Here is a 19,969-nt window from a genome sequence, read left to right on the forward strand (position 1 = left end):
CATCCAGGCCGACGTACACCACCTGAAACCACGGTCGGTCGCACAGCGCGGCCCGACCACCTGAGAAAGGAACCGCCACCATGGCGAAGCTCACCACCGACGAACTGCTGGACGCGTTCAAGGAGATGACCCTCATCGAGCTCTCCGAGTTCGTGAAGCAGTTCGAGGAGACCTTCGGCGTCACCGCTGCTGCCCCGGTCGCCGTTGCCGCTGCTGCTGGCCCGGGTGCCCCGGCTGCCGAGGCTGCTGCCGAGCAGGACTCGTTCGACGTCGTGCTCGAGGCCGCTGGCGACAAGAAGATCAACGTCATCAAGGAGGTCCGCGCGCTGACCTCCCTCGGTCTGAAGGAAGCCAAGGACCTCGTCGAGGCCGCCCCGAAGGCGATCCTCGAGGGCGTCGACAAGGCTGCTGCCGAGAAGGCCAAGGAGGCGCTCGAGGGCGCCGGCGCCACCGTCACCCTCAAGTGACCTGTCGCTGATCCAGCGTCGCGAGGCCGGCAGAGCGCAAGCTCTGCCGGCCTCGTGTCCATTTTTCCTCCTCCGATCGCCGCCGGGATCCGGGGCCTGTGGCTACTCGTCAGTACCGGTCTGGCTACTCGTCAGTACCAATCTCGTCCCGGAGTCCGGCTACGCGTGACGCGCGACACGGTTTCGGCGTAACGTGCGCCACGCGGCTGCGTTGTTCCCACGCAGCCGTTTCGGTGGGCCAGCAATGTCTTTTGAGGAAGAGGGTCAAAATGGGCGTCGATGTCGCAGTGACGAACCTGACCAAGAGTTTCGGCAAGCAGCTCATCTGGAAGGGCGTCACACTGACGCTCCCTGCCGGTGAGGTGTCGGTCATGCTCGGCCCGTCCGGAACGGGCAAGTCGGTCTTCCTCAAGGCGCTGATCGGTCTGATCAAGCCCGACGAGGGCTCGATCGTGATCGAGGGCACCGACATCGCGTCCTGCTCCGAGAAGGAGCTCTACGAGATCCGCAAGCTGTTCGGCGTGCTGTTCCAGGACGGCGCCATGTTCGGCTCGATGAACCTCTACGACAACGTCGCCTTCCCCCTGCGCGAGCACACCCGCAAGGGCGAGTCCGAGATCCGTGACATCGTCATGGAGAAGATGGACCTCGTCGGTCTGCTCGGCGCCGAGATGAAGCTCCCCGGTGAGATCTCCGGCGGTATGCGCAAGCGTGCCGGCCTGGCCCGCGCCCTCGTGCTGGACCCCGAGATCCTGCTGATCGACGAGCCCGACTCGGGCCTCGACCCGGTGCGCACCTCGTTCATCAACCAGCTCTTCATCGACCTGAACGCGCAGATCGACGCGACGTTCCTGATCGTGACGCACGACATCCACAGTGTCCGGATCGTGCCGGACAACATCGGCCTGCTCTACCACAAGCACCTGGCCATGTACGGCCCGCGCGAGATGCTCCTGTCCTCCGACACGCCCGTGGTGCGCCAGTTCCTCAACGCACAGACCGTCGGCCCGATCGGCATGTCCGAGGAGAAGGACGCCGACCAGCTCGCGGCCGAGAAGGACATGGACCTTCCGCCGATCCCGCCGATCCCGCTGCAGCTGGAGCCGTCCAACGGCATCCCGCGCCGTAGCCAGCGGGAGCCGGGCGCGTGGTGCCGCGAGAACGGCGTCATCCCGCCGAAGGGCTCATTCACCAAGGAAGCCGAGCACTCCAGCGGCTCCCAGCAGCACTGACGGACAGCCCTTGTCCTCGACAACAACCGCGCGTGTACTGAGGCCGATCGGCACAGCAGGCAAGCTGTTCGCCTTCGCCCTCGACGTGGGCCGCGGCCTGTTTCGGCGCCCGTTCCAGTTTCGGGAGTTCATCCAGCAGGCCTGGTTCATTGCTTCGGTGACGATCGTCCCGACGGCTCTGGTCGCCATCCCCTTCGGCGCGGTCATCGCGCTCCAGGTCGGCGGCCTGATCAAGCAGTTCGGCGCACAGTCCTTCACCGGTTCGGCGTCGGTCCTCGCAGTCATCCAGCAGGCCGGCCCGATCGCGACGGCTCTGTTGATCGCAGGCGCCGGCGGTTCGGCGATCGCTGCTGACCTCGGCGCCCGCAAGATCCGTGAAGAGCTCGACGCCATGATGGTGCTCGGCATCGACCCGATCCAGCGCCTCGTGGTGCCGCGCGTGCTCGCGTGCATGCTCGTGGCGGTGTTCCTCAACGGCATGGTCAGCGTCGTCGGTGTCGGCGGTGGCTACGTCTTCAACGTGATCCTGCAGGACGGCACCCCCGGTGCCTACCTCGCCAGCTTCACCGCCCTCGCGCAGCTGCCCGACGTGTGGATCGGCATGGTCAAGGCCCTCATCTTCGGGTTGATCGCAGCCGTGGTTGCCGCCTACAAGGGGATGAACGCCGCCGGCGGTCCGAAGGGCGTGGGTGACGCGGTGAACGAATCGGTCGTCATCACCTTCCTGCTGCTGTTCGTCGTGAACTTCACGCTGAGCACGATCTACCTCCAAGTCGTCCCACCGAAGACGGGTTGAGGCGAGAGACATGGCAAACCTCAAGGCGGTCTACGACCGGCCCCTGAAGGGGCTGGACACGCTCGGTCACGAGCTGTCGTTCTACATCAAGGTGCTGCTCGCGCTGCCGCGCTCCGTGATGCACTACCCGCGCGAGATCCTGCGCATCCTGGCCGAGGTCACCCTCGGGTCCGGTGCGCTCGCGGTCATCGGCGGCACGGTCGGCGTCATCATCGGCATGACCTTCTTCACCGGTGCCCAGGTCGGCCTGTCCGGCTACGCCGCGCTCAACCAGCTGGGCACGGCTGCCTTCGCCGGATTCGTGTCGGCGTACTTCAACACCCGTGAGATCGCCCCGCTCGTCGCGGGCATCGCACTCGCCGCGACCGTCGGCTGCGGTTTCACCGCCCAGCTCGGCGCGATGCGGATCTCCGAGGAGATCGACGCCGTCGAGGTGATGGCGATCCCGTCGATGCAGTTCCTGGTCACCACCCGGGTCGTCGGCGGTCTGATCGCCATCGTTCCGTTGTACGTCGTCGGCCTGTTGTCGTCGTACGTCGCGAGCCGGCTCGTGGTCACCCAGTTCTACGGACAGTCGTCCGGTACCTATGACCACTACTTCAACCAGTTCCTGCCACCGGGCGACGTCCTGTGGTCCTTCGGCAAGGTGCTGGTCTTCGCCGTCGTCGTCATCCTCATCCACTGCTACCACGGCTACACCGCTTCGGGCGGGCCTGCCGGCGTGGGCGTGGCCGTCGGCAAGGCGGTCCGGACGAGCATCGTGGCGATCAACGTGATCGACCTCTTCTTGTCGATGGCCATCTGGGGCGCCTCGACCACGGTCAGGCTGGCGGGTTGATCATGGACAAGGCTCTCAGCGCTCACAAGACGCTCGGCGTCATCTTCGTCGCCCTGCTGGTGCTCGGCGTGTGGCTGACCTATGCGGTGTTCACGAAGAAGTTCACCGACTACGACGAGGTCACCCTGCAGACCTCGACCATCGGGCTGCAGCTGCCCAGCCGTGCGGACGTCAAGGTGCGCGGCGTGATCGTCGGCGAGGTGCTCGAAGCGCGGGCCGGCAACGCTGACGGTGCGGAGCTCACGCTCGGCCTCTACTCCGACAAGATCGACCTGGTCCCGGCCAACGTGACGGGCTCGATCGTGCCCAAGACGCTGTTCGGCGAGAAGTACGTCTCGCTCGAGGTTCCCGAGACCGGGCCGAGCGGCACGATGAAGGCCGGCGACGTCATCGACCGCACCAAGGTCAGCATCGAGCTCGAGGCCGTCCTGTCCGACCTCTACCCGCTGCTGCGCACGGTGCAGCCGGCCGACCTCAACCTCACCCTGACCGCGCTGGCGACGGCGCTGGAGGGTCGCGGCGAGCAGCTCGGACAGAACCTCGAGACGGTCGACACCTACCTCAAGAAGCTCAATCCGCAGATCCCGGCGCTGCTCGAGGACCTCAAGCTCACCGCCCAGGTGTCCGACACGTACGCCGACATCCTTCCCGAGGTGGCGAAGATCCTCGACAACACGGTCAAGACGACGGGCACGATCGAGGAGAAGGAAGCGGCGCTGAGCGCGACCCTGCGTGACATCAAGAGCTTCTCGGACACGGCCACGTCCTTCCTCGACGCCAACGCTGCCCGCCTCAAGCGCCTGGGGGAGACCAGCACGCCGATCCTTCGCGCGGTGGCTCGTTACGCACCGACGATTCCGTGCATGTCCCGATCCATCGTGATCACCCAGGGCCGACTGGCCGAGGCGTTCCGTGGCTACGAGCTCCACATCGTGCTGGAGACGCTCAAGGACCAGCCGCGCGCCTACACACCGGCCGACCGGCCGATCTTCGGCACCGACACCGGTCCGAACTGTGCGGGTCTCCCGAACACGCCCTACAGCCAGCAGAACCCTGCTCCGGGCCTGCCGCCGCTCAACGACGGGATGAACGGTGACACGGGGAAGGGCAACTTCCGGGCTGCGCCGGGTACCTCGGCTTCCGGCTACTACGGCACGCCGGACGACGTCTCGACCCTGCGGTCCCTGCTGACCCAGGAGTACGGCGACGCCGGCACCGACTTCAACGTCCTGCTCACCGGACCGATCGTGGCGCAGGGAGGTGCTCGCTGATGGCCGTTCGCGGACTCGACAAGAAGACGAGCGGTGACCTCGTCCGGTTGATCATCTTCATGGTGACCACGGCGCTGGCGACCGGCGTCCTGGTCATCACGATCGGCAACCTCTCCTTCGGTGCCACCAAGGAGTACGCCGCCGAGTTCGTCGACGCGACCGGCGTCAACAAGGGCGACGACATCCGGATCGCGGGGGTCAAGGTCGGCACGGTGCAGAAGGTCGAGGTCCTCGGCGTCGACCGTGCCAAGGTCACCTTCAACGTCGACGCCGACACGGTCATCGACCAGGCCACGCACGCCAGCATCCGCTACCGCAACCTGATCGGGCAGCGCTACATCTCGCTGACCCAGGACGGGAACGGCGGCGAACGCCTGGACGAGGGCGACGCCCTGCCGGTGTCCCGCACCAAGCCCGCGCTCGACCTGACCGTCCTGTTCAACGGGTTCAAGCCGCTCTTCCAGGCGCTGTCGCCCGACGACATCAACAAGCTGTCGTTCGAGATCGTCCAGGTCTTCCAGGGCGAGGGCGGCACGGTGGAGGGCCTGCTCGGCAGCACCGCCTCGATCACCCAGACGCTCGCGGACCGCGACAAGGTGATCGGCGAGCTGCTCGACAACCTCGACTACGTCCTGGACCACGTCGCGGACCGCGACGAGCAGCTGACCCAGCTCATCGACAGCTTCCGTGGCCTCATCGGTGGGCTCAACGACGACCGGGAGGCGATCTTGTCCTCGCTCGAGTCGATCTCGGAGCTCTCGGTGCAGACCGCCGCCCTCGTGACCGACATCAAGGACCCGCTCGTCAAGGACATCAAGGAGCTGCGGCAGGTGGCCACCAACCTCGACCGCAACCGCAAGGAGATCGACCGCGCACTCCAGGTGCTGCCGATCAAGCTCACCAAGATCGGTCGTACGGCGACGTACGGGTCGTGGTTCAACTTCTACCTGTGCCACTTCAAGGCGACCGTCAAGCTCCCCGGCGCTGCTGCGCTGCCTCCGGTGGGTTACACCGTCGGCGCCAAGCGCTGCGGGCTCGCACGGGAGGTGGGCCAGTGATCCCCTTCCGCGAACGCAACCCCGTCGTGGTGGGCGCGGTCAGCATCGCCACGCTCCTCCTGTTGCTCGTGGCCGCGCTGCGTGCCCAGGACCTTCCGCTGATCGGCGGCGGCGACACCTACTACGCCTCCTTCTCCGAGGCGGGTGGGCTCAAGGTCAAGGACGAGGTGCGCATCTCCGGCGTCCGCGTCGGTCAGGTGACCTCGATGGAGCTGGACGGGAACTCCGTCAAGGTCGGCTTCCAGGTCAAGACCGATGCCGAGTTCGGCGACCAGACCCGCGCGGACATCAAGGTGAAGACGATCCTCGGGTCGATGTTCGTCGCGCTCACCCCGGCCGGTCAGGGCCAGCTCGCCGAGGGCGCGGTCATCCCGAAGGACCGCACCACCTCGCCCTTCGACATCGTCGAGGCGTTCTCGGGCCTTGCCGAGACCTCGGCCGACATCGACACCGACCAGCTCGCCGCGTCCCTGACGACGCTCGCCGAGCTGACCCGCAACACCCCCGAGGAGTTCCGGGCCGCCCTCGACGGCGTATCGGCCCTGTCCGAGGTGGTGGCCTCGCGTGATGACGAGATCAACTCGTTGCTCAAGAACCTGAACCGGGTCTCGACGGTGCTCGATGCCCGGGACGAGGACATCGTGGCCCTGATGGCCGACGCGGACAGCCTGTTCAAGGCGCTGCTCCTCCGCAAGGCCCAGATCCACCGGTTGCTGGAGTCGACGACGACCCTGAGCACCAAGCTCACCGGCCTGATCCGGGAGACCCGCGCTGACCTCAAGCCGGCCCTGGACCACCTCGATTCCGTGCTCCAGGTGATCAAGAAGAACGAGGACAATCTCGAGTTGTCGATCAAGACGATGGCGCCCTTCTACCGGGTCTTCGCCAGCACGCTCGGCAACGGGCCCTGGTTCGACACCTTCCTGTTCAACCTGCCGCCTGTTCCGGGACCGGGGGTGGGTGTCGGATGACGACCGAGGTGAGTGCGCTGCGGCGCTGGCTGCCGCTGGCCGTGATCGGCCTGCTGATCATCAGCGGCCTGGTCTGGCTGTTCGGCAGCGGTGGCGGCACGAAGACCGTGACCGCCCACTTCCCGCGTGCGGTGTCGATCTACGAAGGCAGCGACGTCCGGGTCCTCGGCGTCACTGTCGGACGGGTCACCGAGGTCGTGCCGGAGGGCACCCAGGTCAAGGTCGTGATGACCTACGACGAGGACCTGAAGCTCCCTCAGGACGCCGAGGCCGTCATCGTCTCGCCGTCCGTCGTGGGTGACCGCTACATCCAGCTGACCCCGGCCTACGAGTCGGGCGCCGTGATGGCTGACAACACCGTGATCAAGGTGGACAAGACCGCGATCCCGCTCGAGCTCGACCAGGTCTTCTCCAGCATCGACCGGCTCACCGTGGCGATCGGCCCTGACGGGGCCAACCGCGACGGCGCGCTGACCGACCTCCTGGAGCAGACCGCGAAGAACTTCGGTGGTCAGGGCGAGCAGTTCAACCAGACCATCAAGGACTTCGGTCGGTTCAGCGAGACGCTCGACAACAACAAGGACGATCTCTTCGAGTCCGCAGAGCAGCTCGAGGGCTTCATCAAGACCCTCGCCGACAACGACGACACCGTGCGCGGCTTCAACAAGTCGCTCGGCGACGTGTCGAGCCTGCTCTCTGACGAGCGGCAGGAGCTGACCACGGCCCTGAGCAACCTGGGCGTCGCCCTCGACGAGGTAGGCAGCTTCGTCAAGACGAACCGCGACGTGTTGGGCCGCAACATCAAGGACGTGAACCGGGTGGCGAAGGTCCTGGTTCGCCAGCGCGCTGCCCTCGACGAGATCCTCGAGGCCGGTCCGCTGGCGCTGACGAACCTCTACCACACCTACAACCCGGGCAACGGCACGCTCGACACCAACGCCAACATCGGCAACCTGGTGAACGAGCTGACGTCGAACCCTGCCGACCTGCTCTGCACGCTGGTCGCCTCCCAGGACGCGGACGGCAACCTGTGCGACCTGATCGGAGGGTTGCTGCCCCGCAGCGCTCCCTTCGGCACCGGGTCCTGGCACACCCAGCCCTACGACCCGAGCCTCAACGGACTCGTGGAGGTCGGCCGATGACCCGCGCGAAGACTGGACTCCGCTCCCGGATGCGCGCTGCCGCACTGCTCGCACTCGGCATGGTGCTGATGTCCGGCTGCGACTTCGACGTCTACCAGCTCCCGCTACCGGGTGGCGCGGACACGGGTGACAACCCGATCCAGGTCAAGGTCACGTTCGACGACGTCCTCGACCTGGTGCCGATGTCCTCGGTCAAGGTCAACGACGTGTCGGTCGGACAGGTGAAGGACGTCGAGCTCGACGGCTACAAGGCCGTCGTCACGCTCGAGCTGCGCGGCGACACGGAGCTTCCCGACAACCCGGTCGCGTCGATCCGGCAGACCAGCCTGTTGGGAGAGAAGTTCGTCTCGCTCGCTCCGCCGAGCACCGGCGCCACCGGCAAGCTGTCCGACGGAGACGTCATCAAGAAGGGCGGACGCAACCCCGAGGTCGAAGAGGTCCTGGGTGCCCTCAGCCTGGTCCTCAACGGCGGCGGCGTCGCGCAGCTCAAGACGATCGCCTCCGAGCTCAACCTGGCTCTCGAGGGCCGGGAGGACTCGGCGAAGTCCGTCCTGACCCAGGTCTCCTCGCTCGTGTCGCAGCTCGACGAGCGCAAGGGCGACATCGTCAACGCGATCGAGTCGATCAACCGGCTCGCCGTCACTGCCCGCACCCACCAGAAGAGCATCGACACCGCTCTCGAGGAGCTCCCGAGCGCGCTCGACTCGCTCGACCGCCAGCGCGAGGACCTCGTGGCGATGCTGCAGGGACTCACCAAGCTCAGTGACGTCGGTGTCCGGGTCATCCAGACGACGCAGACCGCGACCGTCAACTCGCTGCGGGCGCTCGACCCGATCCTCACGCAGATCTCCAAGGCAGGCGACGACTTCGTCGACGGGTTCAGCACCTTCCTGACCTTCCCGTTCATCGACGAGGCGGTCGGACGTGACCCGGCGGTGGCCAACAACCTCCACATGGGCGACTACGTCAACCTCTCCATCGACCTGCAGCTCGACCTCGGGAACCTGGACATCCCCGATCTCGTCTGCATCCCGATCAACGAGCTCCCGGACTCGCCGCTCGACGAGCTCATCGACCTCAAGGACCTCTGTGCCGGCGCGACCAAGGCGCTGCAGAGCTGCCTCAAGACGCCGCCCGACGCGGCCGCCTGCGCGAAGCTCCCGCAGTACCTCCTCGACAACGTCTGCGACGCGGTCCAGCTGCTGTGCGCCCTCACCGGTGGCGCGAGCTCCGGGAGCGCGGCCAGCAACCCGATCCAGGACCTGCTGAACAGCGTGCTGAAGGGCGGTGGGCTGGGTCGACCCGCGCCGGGTGCGTCCAGCGACGCCAACGCCATGTGGCGCGACTTCGACCACGCCTATGACACCGACATGGTGAGCCTGTACGCCGGCCCGCTGACCACGTCCGGCACAGCTCGGAGGGCAGCCCAGTGATCACCCGTCGTACCCGGATCCAGCTGGTCATCTTCGCGATCATCACGCTCGTCGGCGTCTCGTTCGTCGGGGCCCGCTACGCCAAGCTCGACCGCCTGGTCATCGACCGCGACTACACCGTGACGGCGCACTACCCGCAGTCCGGCGGCATCTTCACCGGTGCGGAGGTCACCTACCGCGGCGTCGGCATCGGCCGGGTCGGGGACCTCGTCCTCACCGAGGACGGCGTCGACGTCAAGCTCGACATCGACAAGAAGTGGGACAAGATCCCGCGCGACACGCTCGCGCTGGTCGGCAACAAGTCGGCGGTCGGTGAGCAGTACGTCGAGCTGCAGCCGAAGACCGACGACGGGCCCTACCTCGTCGACGGCTCCGAGATCGACGACGTCGCCACCCCGCTGGCCACGGAGAAGATTCTGGGCGACCTGTCGGCGACGGTCGGCAGCATCGATCGCGATGCCCTGCGCACCACCATCGAGGAGCTGGGCACCGCCTTCGGCGGCACCGGCCCCGACCTGCAGAAGATCATCGACACGGGCAACTCGTTCATCGAGACGGCCAGCGACAACTTCGACATCACCACCGCCCTGATCCGCGACAGCAACACCGTGTTGCGCGGTCAGCTCGCCTCGGAGTCCTCGTTGCGGACCTTCGCGACGCAGCTCTCGGCGTTCTCGACGGCACTGGCCGGCGCCGACGGCTCGTTGCGCAAGGTCATCGACTCGGGCTCGCTCGCGGCCACCCAGCTGCGCACCTTCCTCGAGCAGAACGGCGTCGAGCTCAGTGAGCTGCTCGCCAACGTCGTCGCCACCAACGACGTCGTGGTCAAGCACCTGCCCGGGCTCAAGCAGCTGCTCGTCGTCTACCCCTGGGCAGTCCTCGGCGGCATGGTGGTCGTCGGGAAGCGCTCCAAGGCTGCCGGCGGCTCCGGGTTCTGGGATGCCCACTTCGGTCTCATCCTCCAGGCCGAGCTGCCCACGCCCGGTGGCCACGCGCTGTGCCGCGACGGCTACCTGACGGACCGCCGCAACCCCGAGTCGGAACGCGGCGACATCCCGATGGAGTACGACGTGCGCTGCAACGAGCCCATCACCAAGAGCAACCCGCGCGGTCCGCAGAACCTGCCGCGCGTGGCGCCTGACATGACCGGGACCTCCCAGGTCGTCGCCGGCTACGACGAGACCACGGGCGAGCTGACTTGGGGCGCTCCGGCAGACTCGTCGGCGACGCGGGGTAACGTGGCTCCGCCGTCGCTCGGAGGAGACTCCTGGAAGTGGCTGTACCTGCAACCGATGCTCGACCACTAGGGGACTTGTCGCGTGACCGCTGAAGAAATCTCAACGGCACGCAGCACCACCCCGAATGCACGGTTCCGTTGGGGCATTCTCGGGTTGCTGCTGGGTGTGCTCGTCGCCGGGCTCGGCGTCTCGGCCTACCTCGTCCTCGACAAGGGTGTCGGCTCCAACCCGGCCAGCAAGCTGGGCTCCCTGTTCGAGTCCGGGTCCGACCCCGCGAAGGGCCGCGAGCAGGCGCTGGCTGCTGCCCGCACGTTCGTGCAGCGCTTCAACACCTATGGCCCGGACATGCTCGAGACCGACGGGACGATGCCGGAGTACTCAGCGGTCGGTGAGCTGATGACGGCCAAGTTCGCCAAGATCTTCAAGGACAACGCGGGCTACGCGGCCCAGGTCGTCAAGGACACCGGGATCGACCGGAAGGGGACGGTGTACGCCGTCGGCGTCGCCTCCATCGACAACGACTCCTCCGAGCTCCTCGTCGCCGGGATCGTCAACTTCTCCTACCCGGACCCGAAGAAGACGGGTGAGCGCATCGAGTTCGCCCCCCTGCGCTTCCGCTACCAGGTGTCCCTGGTGAAGAGCGGTGGATCGTGGAAGGTCGACGACCTCGACGACCTGGATGACGAGCTGCCCTCTTTCGGGGAGGCCTCGATCCCGCAGGGTGCGCCGTCGTCCGACCCGTCCGGTCAGCCGTCGGGCAGCCCCTCGGGTGACCCGTCCGCGGACCCGTCGACCGATCCCAGCCCCACGACGTCCGGGACGGGGGAGTGACGATGAGCGTGAACAACTACGACCTGCTGAACGTCGACGAGTCAGCCACGGCAGACGAGATCCGCGCCGCCTGGAAGGCCGCGATCGCCGACCTCGACCCGAGCGACCGACGGTTCCGGGCCTACAACGACGCGGCCGGCGTCCTGCTCGACGAGGAGAAGCGGGCGTCGTACGACGCCGGCCTCGTGCAGGCACGGATCGAGGCCGAGGCAACGCAGGAGCCGCCTGCGGCTGCCGACGTCACCCCCGTCGACGTGACCCCTGTCGACGGGACCCCTGTCGACGCGGCTGCGAAGCCGGACACGACGGCTGCCGCAGCGCAGGTCGACTCCGGCGATGCGAAGACGGGGTCCGCGCCGGGCCCGAGCGTCGGCACCCTGGTCGGAGTCGGGATCGCGGCCGCGCTCTCGTTCCTGATCGCGGTCGGACTGTTCGCCGTGGTCAGCGTCCGTGGCGACGACCTGCCGAGCGCGGTCGCCGAGCGGAGGACGGACCAGGACAAGATCACCCTGGCGGTGGAGGGCGCGGCGGAGCGGATGGTCGCTCCGGTGCTGTCGTACAACCACAAGACGATGGACGAGGACCTCGCGCGCCTCAAGGGCTTCCTCACCACCAAGATGGCCGACAAGCAGTCGGCTGCCTGGCCCGAGCTGACCAAGGAAGCCCAGGCGCAGCAGATCGTGGTGGAGGCGACCCCGACCGGGACTGCCCTCACCCGCGTGGACCCGAACGGCAAGCGGGCCACCGTGGTGGTCTTCATCAACCAGTACGTCGAGAAGAAGTCGACGGAGCCGTTCGTGCTGCACATGTGGGCGACCATGTCGCTGGTGCGCGAGGGCGGGGCCGACGGTCGCTGGCTGCTCGACGACCTGTGCACCGACGACACCTGCGGCTGATCTCACCCGCCTGAGCCCCGGGCACGACGGCGGGGATGCTTGACGACGGGCGGCTCGCGAAGCATGATCGGCGCACCGGTTTCCGTGCGCGATGACGGCGGCCGCTCCTCGACTGTGTGAAGTTGCGCAGCCGGTATTGTTGAGCGCGCCCAGTTCATGTATCGTGGGTCCTTGCGCCTGCCCTCAGATGCGCTTCGGCCTGCCCGGTGGCCGATGTGTGGTGGGACGGCGTAATCGAAGAGTCGAACCGTCGAAGGACAACTCTTGGCCGCGCGCACCACCCCCGGTAAGTCCCGCATCTCTTTCGCGAAGATCTCGGAGCCGCTGGCACTTCCGCAGCTTCTTTCTTTGCAGACCGACAGCTTCGACTGGCTGATCGGCAACGAGGCCCACAAGGCTCGGATCGAGGCCCGCCGTGCAGGCGGCGTGGACGCCTCCGACAAGTCTGGACTCGAGGAGATCTTCGAGGAGATCTCCCCGATCGAGGACTTCTCCGAGACGATGTCCCTCTCATTCGAGAACCCGGTCTTCTACGACCCCAAGTACACGGTCGACGAGTGCAAGGAGAAGGACCTCACCTACTCCGCTCCGCTCTACGTCTCCGCCGAGTTCACCAACAACGAGACCGGTGAGATCAAGGGCCAGACGGTCTTCATGGGCGACTTCCCGCTCATGACGCCCAAGGGCACCTTCGTCATCAACGGCACCGAGCGCGTCGTCGTGTCGCAGCTCGTGCGTTCGCCCGGTGTCTACTTCGAGCGCACGGCCGACAAGACGTCCGACAAGGACATCTACACCGCCAAGCTCATCCCGAGCCGTGGTGCCTGGCTCGAGTTCGAGATCGACAAGCGCGACATGGTCGGCGTCCGCCTCGACCGCAAGCGCAAGCAGAACGTCACCGTTCTCCTCAAGGCCCTCCAGGCCGTTGCCGAGGACACCGGCGAGGAGTACGACTACGAGGCCGTCATGGCCGACCTGCGTACCTTCGAGTCGATCCAGCTGACCGAGGAGAAGGACAACACGTCCGGACCCGACGACGCGCTGCTCGACATCTACCGCAAGCTCCGTCCCGGCGAACCGCCGACGCGTGAGGCTGCGCTGACGCTGTTGAAGAACTACTACTTCAACCCCAAGCGTTACGACCTGGCGAAGGTTGGTCGCTACAAGATCAACAAGAAGCTGGGCCAGGAGCTGGCGTTCGACCAGCAGACGATGACGATCTCCGACATGGTCGCGACGATCCGCTACATCGTGGCGCTGCACGACGGTCGCGCCGACATGGCGTCGGCCCAGGGCACGCTCGAGATCAGCTCCGACGACATCGACCACTTCGGCAACCGCCGCATGCGCACCGTGGGCGAGCTGATCCAGAACCAGCTCCGCACCGGTCTGGCGCGCATGGAGCGTGTGGTCCGCGAGCGGATGACGACCCAGGACGTGGAGGCCATCACGCCTCAGTCGCTGATCAACATCCGTCCTGTGGTTGCGGCGCTGAAGGAGTTCTTCGGAACCTCGCAGCTCTCGCAGTTCATGGACCAGACCAACCCGATCGCGGGCCTGACGCACAAGCGTCGCCTGTCCGCGCTCGGCCCGGGTGGTCTGTCCCGTGACCGCGCCGGCATGGAGGTCCGTGACGTCCACCCGTCGCACTACGGCCGCATGTGCCCGATCGAGACCCCGGAAGGCCCGAACATCGGCCTGATCGGTTCGCTGGCCTCCTACGGACGGATCAACCCGTTCGGCTTCGTGGAGACGCCGTACCGCAAGGTCGAGAACGGCAAGGTCACCGACAAGATCGACTACCTCACCGCCGACGACGAGGACCGTTACGTCATCGCGCAGGCCAACGCCGGGCTCGACAAGAACAACCGGTTCGCCGAGGCACGCGTGCTGGTCCGTCAGCGCCGTGGTGAGGTCTCCGAGGTCCTGGCCGACGACGTCGACTACATGGACGTCTCGCCTCGCCAGATGGTGTCGGTCGCCACGGCGCTGATCCCGTTCCTCGAGCACGACGACGCGAACCGTGCGCTCATGGGCGCCAACATGCAGCGTCAGGCCGTTCCGCTGATCCGCAGCGACAGCCCGATCGTCGGCACCGGCATCGAGTTCCGTGCCGCTGTGGACGCCGGCGATGTCGTCGTCGCCACCGCGGCCGGTGTCGTGAAGTCGGTCTCGGCCGACCTCATCGAGTCCATGAACGACGACGGCTCGTACTCGTCGTACCGCCTCGCGAAGTTCAAGCGCTCCAACCAGGGCACCTGCATCAACCAGCGCCCGATCGTCGAGGTGGGCGACCGCCTCGAGGTCGGCTCGCCGATCGCTGACGGTCCCTGCACGGACAACGCGGAGATGGCCCTCGGTACCAACCTGCTCGTGGCGTTCATGCCGTGGGAAGGCCACAACTACGAGGACGCGATCATCCTCAGCCAGCGCCTGGTGCAGGAAGACGTCCTCACCTCGATCCACATCGAGGAGCACGAGGTCGACGCCCGCGACACCAAGCTCGGGCCGGAGGAGATCACCCGCGACATCCCCAACATCAGCGAGGAAATGCTTGCTGACCTCGACGAGCGGGGCATCATCCGCATCGGCGCCGAGGTCCGCGACGGCGACCTCCTGGTCGGCAAGGTCACGCCCAAGGGCGAGACCGAGCTGACGCCGGAGGAGCGGCTGCTCCGCGCGATCTTCGGTGAGAAGGCGCGCGAGGTCCGCGACACCTCGATGAAGGTTCCGCACGGCGAGACCGGCACGGTCATCGGCGTCCGGGTGTTCGACCGTGAAGAGGGCGACGAGCTGCCGCCGGGCGTCAACCAGCTGGTTCGGGTCTACGTCGCGCAGAAGCGCAAGATCTCGGTGGGTGACAAGCTCGCCGGCCGTCACGGCAACAAGGGTGTCATCGCGAAGATCCTGCCGATCGAGGACATGCCGTTCATGGAGGACGGCACCCCGGTCGACGTCGTGCTGAACCCCCTCGGTGTCCCGCGACGGATGAACATCGGCCAGATCCTGGAGCTCCACCTGGGCTGGCTCGGCAAGCAGGGTTGGGACATCAACCTGTCCGGTGACCCGGAGAACGCCGACTGGAAGCAGCGGCTCATCTCGATCGGTGTCGACAAGACCGGCCCGAACACGAAGGTCGCCACGCCGGTCTTCGACGGTGCCCGTGAGGACGAGATCATCGGCCTCCTCGGTGCCACCACGCTCAACCGTGACGGCAACCGCCTGATCGACGAGACGGGCAAGGCCAGCCTCTTCGACGGTCGCTCCGGCGAGCCGTACAAGGAGCCGGTGTCGGTGGGCTACATGTACATCCTCAAGCTCCACCACCTGGTCGACGACAAGATCCACGCTCGCTCCACCGGCCCCTACTCGATGATCACGCAGCAGCCCCTGGGCGGTAAGGCCCAGTTCGGTGGCCAGCGGTTCGGCGAGATGGAGGTCTGGGCAATGGAGGCGTACGGCGCCGCCTACGCCCTGCAGGAGCTGCTCACGATCAAGTCCGACGACGTGCCCGGGCGCGTGAAGGTCTACGAAGCCATCGTGAAGGGCGAGAACATCCCCGACTCCGGTATCCCCGAGTCGTTCAAGGTCCTCGTCAAGGAGATGCAGTCGCTCTGCCTCAACGTGGAGGTGCTGTCGCAGGACGGTTCCGCCATCTCGTTGAAGGACGCCGAGGAAGACGTCTTCCGCGCGGCCGAAGAGCTCGGCATCGACCTTTCCCGTCGCGAGCCCAGCTCCGTCGAAGAAGTCTGAGTCATCGGTACGGCGGCCGGATCCGGTCGCCGTACCCCCTCAGTCCTCCCAGCCTCATTTGCACCAGAACTAACGAAGGACAGCAGCCATCGTGCTCGACGTGAACTTCTTCGACCAGCTCAAGATCGGCCTGGCCACCGCGGACGACATCCGTACGTGGAGCCACGGCGAGGTCAAGAAGCCGGAGACCATCAACTACCGCACGCTCAAGCCCGAGCGTGACGGCCTCTTCTGTGAAAAGATCTTCGGTCCCACCCGGGACTGGGAGTGCTACTGCGGCAAGTACAAGCGCGTGCGCTTCAAGGGCATCATCTGCGAGCGCTGCGGCGTCGAGGTGACCCGCTCCAAGGTTCGCCGCGAGCGGATGGGCCACATCGAGCTCGCCGCCCCGGTCACCCACATCTGGTACTTCAAGGGTGTTCCGAGCCGCCTGGGCTACCTGCTCGACCTGGCCCCGAAGGACCTCGAGAAGGTCATCTACTTCGCGGCCTACATGATCACCTCGGTCGACGAGGACGCGCGCCACCGCGACCTGCCCGACCTGGAGACCAAGATCGGTCTGCAGCGCCAGAACGTCGAGAAGCGCCGCGACTCGGGTCTCGAGGACCGCACCAAGAAGCTCGAAGAGGACATCGCTGCCCTCGAGGCCGAAGGTGCCAAGGCCGACCAGCGCCGCAAGGTGCGTGACGGTGCCGAGCGCGAGCTCAAGCAGATGCGTGACCGTGCCCAGCGCGAGCTGGACCGCCTCGACGAGGTCTGGAGCACGTTCAAGACCCTCAAGGTGCAGGACCTCATGGGTGACGAGGTTCTCTACCGCGAGATGAAGAACTGGTTCGGCAAGTACTTCGAGGGCCACATGGGCGCCACGGCGATCCAGAAGCGCCTGCAGAGCTTCGACATCGAGGCCGAGGTCGAGTCGCTGCGCGAGACCATCGCCACCGGCAAGGGCCAGCGCAAGGTGCGTGCACTCAAGCGCCTCAAGGTCGTCGACGCGTTCCGCAAGACCGGCAACAAGCCCGAGGGCATGGTCCTCGACGCCGTTCCGGTCATCCCGCCGGACCTGCGCCCGATGGTGCAGCTCGACGGTGGCCGCTTCGCGACCTCCGACCTCAACGACCTCTACCGCCGCGTCATCAACCGGAACAACCGCCTCAAGCGGCTCCTGGACCTCGGCGCGCCGGAGATCATCGTCAACAACGAGAAGCGGATGCTCCAGGAGGCCGTCGACTCGCTGTTCGACAACGGTCGCCGTGGTCGTCCCGTCACCGGCCCGGGCAACCGGCCGCTGAAGTCGCTGTCCGACATGCTCAAGGGCAAGCAGGGTCGTTTCCGTCAGAACCTGCTCGGCAAGCGCGTGGACTACTCGGGCCGTTCGGTCATCGTCTCGGGTCCGCAGCTCAAGCTGCACCAGTGCGGTCTGCCCAAGCAGATGGCGCTCGAGCTCTTCAAGCCGTTCGTGATGAAGCGCCTCGTCGACCTGTCGCACGCGCAGAACATCAAGTCCGCCAAGCGGATGGTCGAGCGCGGCCGTCCGGTCGTGTGGGACGTCCTCGAAGAGGTCATCACCGAGCACCCGGTCCTGCTGAACCGTGCGCCCACGCTGCACCGTCTCGGCATCCAGGCGTTCGAGCCCCAGCTGATCGAGGGCAAGGCCATCCAGATCCACCCGCTCGTCTGCACCGCGTTCAACGCGGACTTCGACGGTGACCAGATGGCGGTGCACCTGCCGCTGTCGGCCGAGGCCCAGGCCGAGGCGCGGATCCTGATGCTCTCGACCAACAACATCCTCAAGCCGTCGGACGGCCGTCCGGTCACCATGCCCACCCAGGACATGATCATCGGCCTGTTCTTCATGACGACCGACCGTCCCGGTTCGGTGGGCGAGGGCCGGGTGTTCTCCTCGCAGGCCGAGGCGATCATGGCCTACGACCGCAACGAGATCACGCTGCAGAGCAAGGTCCGGATCCGCCTCACCGACGTCATCGTCGACGGTGTGGAGCCGGGCGAGCGCGTGCTGCTCGAGACCACGCTGGGCCGCACGCTCTTCAACGACACGCTCCCGGCGGACTACCCGTTCGTCAACGAGGAGGTCGGCAAGAAGCGCCTCGGCGCCATCGTCAACGACCTCGCGGAGCGTTACGGCAAGGTCGAGGTCGCTGCGTCGCTGGACGCACTGAAGGACACCGGCTTCCACTGGGCGACGCGCTCCGGCGTGACCGTCTCGATCGACGACGTCGTCACGCCCGACAACAAGATCGAGATCCTGTCGGTCTTCGAGGAGAAGGCCGCCAAGATCCAGACCCAGTTCGAGCGTGGTCTGGTCACCGACGACGAGCGTCGTCAGGAGCTCATCGAGATCTGGACCGAGGCCGGCAAGAAGGTCGGAGACGCGATGGAGGACGCCTTCAAGTCCCAGCCGTCGAACCCGATCTACATGCAGGTCTACTCGGGCGCCTCCGGTAACTTCAACCAGATCCGCCAGGTCGGTGCCATGCGTGGTCTGGTGGCCAACCCGAAGGGCGAGATCATCCCCCGCCCGATCAAGGCCAACTTCCGCGAGGGCCTGTCCGTGCTGGAGTACTTCATCTCCACGCACGGTGCCCGCAAGGGTCTGGCCGACACGGCGCTTCGTACGGCCGACTCGGGTTACCTCACGCGTCGTCTCGTCGACGTGTCGCAGGACGTCATCATCCGTGAGGACGACTGCGGCACCGAGCGTGGTCTGCCGAAGACCATCGGTGTGCGCAACGAGGAAGGCGTCGTCGTCAAGGACGACAACGCCGAGACCGCTGCCTACGCCCGGAGCGCGGCCACCGAGATCGCCCACCCGACCACCGGCGAAGCCCTCGCCGCGGCCGGCGACGACCTCGGTGACGTCAAGATCGCCGAGCTGATCGCAGCCGGCGTCGAGACCGTCGTGGTCCGCTCGGTGCTGACCTGTGACGCCAAGACCGGTACCTGCGCGAAGTGCTACGGCCGTTCGCTGGCCACCGGCAAGCTCGTCGACATCGGCGAGGCCGTCGGCATCATCGCGGCCCAGTCGATCGGTGAGCCCGGCACGCAGCTGACGATGCGTACCTTCCACACCGGTGGCGTGGCCTCGGCGAGCGACATCACGCAGGGTCTTCCCCGCGTGGTCGAGCTCTTCGAAGCGCGGACCCCCAAGGGTGTCACCCACATCTCCGAGGCCGCTGGCCGTGTGGAGATCGAGGACACCGACAAGTCCCGCAAGGTCCTGGTCACCCCCGATGACGGCGCCGAGGTCATCGAGTACGTCGTGAGCCGTCGCTCGCGTCTGCTCGTTGCCGACGGTGACCACATCGAGGTCGGCCAGCCGCTGACCGTCGGTACGCCTGACCCGAAGGAGGTGCTCCGCATCCTCGGTGTCCGCCGTACGCAGCAGCACCTCGTCGACGAGGTCCAGGAGGTCTACCGGAGCCAGGGTGTGTCGATCCACGACAAGCACATCGAGATCATCGTGCGGCAGATGCTGCGCCGGGTCACGGTGCTCGAGTCGGGCGAGACCAACCTGCTCCCCTCGGACCTGGTGGACCGCGCGAAGTTCGAGACCGAGAACCGTCGCGTCGTCTCCGAGGGCGGCAAGCCGGCCTCGGGTCGTCCGGAGCTGATGGGTATCACGAAGGCGTCGCTCGCGACCGAGTCGTGGCTCTCGGCGGCCTCCTTCCAGGAGACCACCCGGGTGCTCACCGACGCCGCGATCAACGGCCGCTCCGACAGCCTGCGTGGCCTGAAGGAGAACGTGATCATCGGAAAGCTCATCCCGGCCGGTACCGGTCTGGAGCGCTACCGCAACATCCGTGTCGAGCCGACCGAGGAGGCGCGCGCCGCGGCGTACGCCGTCACGGGCTACGAGTCCTACGACTACGAGTTCGGCAACGCCGGGGGCCAGGCTGTCGCCCTCGACGACTTCGACTTTGGTTCGTACCAGAGCTGATCGCACCAGCATCGAGGCCCTTCCGAGTTCGCTCGGGAGGGCCTCGTGCCGTTTCCGGGTTTCCGGGTTTCCGGGTTGGTGGGTCGGG

Annotated in this window: 14 protein-coding genes; all 14 read left to right on the forward strand. The window is 66.6% G+C overall.

The genetic code is table 11. The annotated features are described in order from the left end of the window. Nucleotides 1-80 precede the first annotated feature (80 nt). The 14 genes from rplL to ASD84_RS15680 all read left to right on the forward strand — a co-directional run bounded on the left by rplL (nt 81) and on the right by ASD84_RS15680 (nt 19,881). Nucleotides 81-467: a 50S ribosomal protein L7/L12 gene (rplL, locus tag ASD84_RS15615; RefSeq protein ID WP_056712451.1), complete on the forward strand. Its 387-nt coding sequence runs from the start codon at nt 81-83 to the stop codon at nt 465-467. 269 nt (nt 468-736) lie between these two features. Then, the gene (locus ASD84_RS15620; RefSeq protein ID WP_056712453.1) at nt 737-1,699 is read left to right on the forward strand and encodes an ABC transporter ATP-binding protein; all 963 of its coding nucleotides are present in this window, start codon (nt 737-739) and stop codon (nt 1,697-1,699) included. Between the two features lie 10 nt (nt 1,700-1,709). Further along, entirely contained in the window at nt 1,710-2,495 is a 786-nt protein-coding gene (locus ASD84_RS15625) for an MlaE family ABC transporter permease (RefSeq protein WP_056712454.1), read from the forward strand. A 10-nt stretch (nt 2,496-2,505) separates the two neighbouring features. Next, nucleotides 2,506-3,333: an MlaE family ABC transporter permease gene (locus ASD84_RS15630; protein ID WP_056712456.1), complete on the forward strand. Its 828-nt coding sequence runs from the start codon at nt 2,506-2,508 to the stop codon at nt 3,331-3,333. Between the two features lie 2 nt (nt 3,334-3,335). Next, complete coding sequence (locus tag ASD84_RS15635; protein ID WP_056712463.1) at nt 3,336-4,604, forward strand: MCE family protein; 1,269 nt, start codon at nt 3,336-3,338, stop codon at nt 4,602-4,604. Then, nucleotides 4,604-5,662, forward strand: a complete 1,059-nt coding sequence (locus ASD84_RS15640) for an MCE family protein (RefSeq protein ID WP_056712465.1) — start codon at nt 4,604-4,606, stop codon at nt 5,660-5,662. Before ASD84_RS15635 ends, ASD84_RS15640 begins: the two co-directional genes overlap by 1 nt. Then, on the forward strand, nt 5,659-6,633 hold the full coding sequence (locus tag ASD84_RS15645; protein WP_056712468.1) for an MCE family protein: 975 nt from the start codon (nt 5,659-5,661) through the stop codon (nt 6,631-6,633). Before ASD84_RS15640 ends, ASD84_RS15645 begins: the two co-directional genes overlap by 4 nt. Continuing rightward, on the forward strand, nt 6,630-7,775 hold the full coding sequence (locus ASD84_RS15650) for an MCE family protein (RefSeq protein WP_056712469.1): 1,146 nt from the start codon (nt 6,630-6,632) through the stop codon (nt 7,773-7,775). Before ASD84_RS15645 ends, ASD84_RS15650 begins: the two co-directional genes overlap by 4 nt. Next, on the forward strand, nt 7,772-9,208 hold the full coding sequence (locus ASD84_RS15655) for an MCE family protein (RefSeq protein ID WP_056914066.1): 1,437 nt from the start codon (nt 7,772-7,774) through the stop codon (nt 9,206-9,208). Before ASD84_RS15650 ends, ASD84_RS15655 begins: the two co-directional genes overlap by 4 nt. Continuing rightward, on the forward strand, nt 9,205-10,515 hold the full coding sequence (locus ASD84_RS15660) for an MCE family protein (RefSeq protein WP_056712472.1): 1,311 nt from the start codon (nt 9,205-9,207) through the stop codon (nt 10,513-10,515). The genes ASD84_RS15655 and ASD84_RS15660 overlap by 4 nt, the downstream gene beginning before the upstream one ends. Nucleotides 10,516-10,527: 12 nt before the next feature. Next, nucleotides 10,528-11,277 carry a hypothetical protein gene (locus ASD84_RS15665; protein ID WP_156392004.1) on the forward strand — a complete coding sequence of 250 codons (750 nt, stop codon included), beginning with the start codon at nt 10,528-10,530 and terminating at the stop codon, nt 11,275-11,277. A 2-nt stretch (nt 11,278-11,279) separates the two neighbouring features. Next, on the forward strand, nt 11,280-12,173 hold the full coding sequence (locus ASD84_RS15670; RefSeq protein WP_056712478.1) for a J domain-containing protein: 894 nt from the start codon (nt 11,280-11,282) through the stop codon (nt 12,171-12,173). A gap of 264 nt (nt 12,174-12,437) precedes the next feature. Continuing rightward, the gene (rpoB, locus tag ASD84_RS15675; protein WP_056712481.1) at nt 12,438-15,926 is read left to right on the forward strand and encodes a DNA-directed RNA polymerase subunit beta; all 3,489 of its coding nucleotides are present in this window, start codon (nt 12,438-12,440) and stop codon (nt 15,924-15,926) included. Between the two features lie 91 nt (nt 15,927-16,017). Continuing rightward, entirely contained in the window at nt 16,018-19,881 is a 3,864-nt protein-coding gene (locus ASD84_RS15680) for a DNA-directed RNA polymerase subunit beta' (protein ID WP_056712484.1), read from the forward strand. Nucleotides 19,882-19,969: the final 88 nt, after the last annotated feature.

Source organism: Nocardioides sp. Root682 (assembly GCF_001427795.1).
In the GTDB taxonomy this organism is placed as follows: domain Bacteria; phylum Actinomycetota; class Actinomycetes; order Propionibacteriales; family Nocardioidaceae; genus Nocardioides.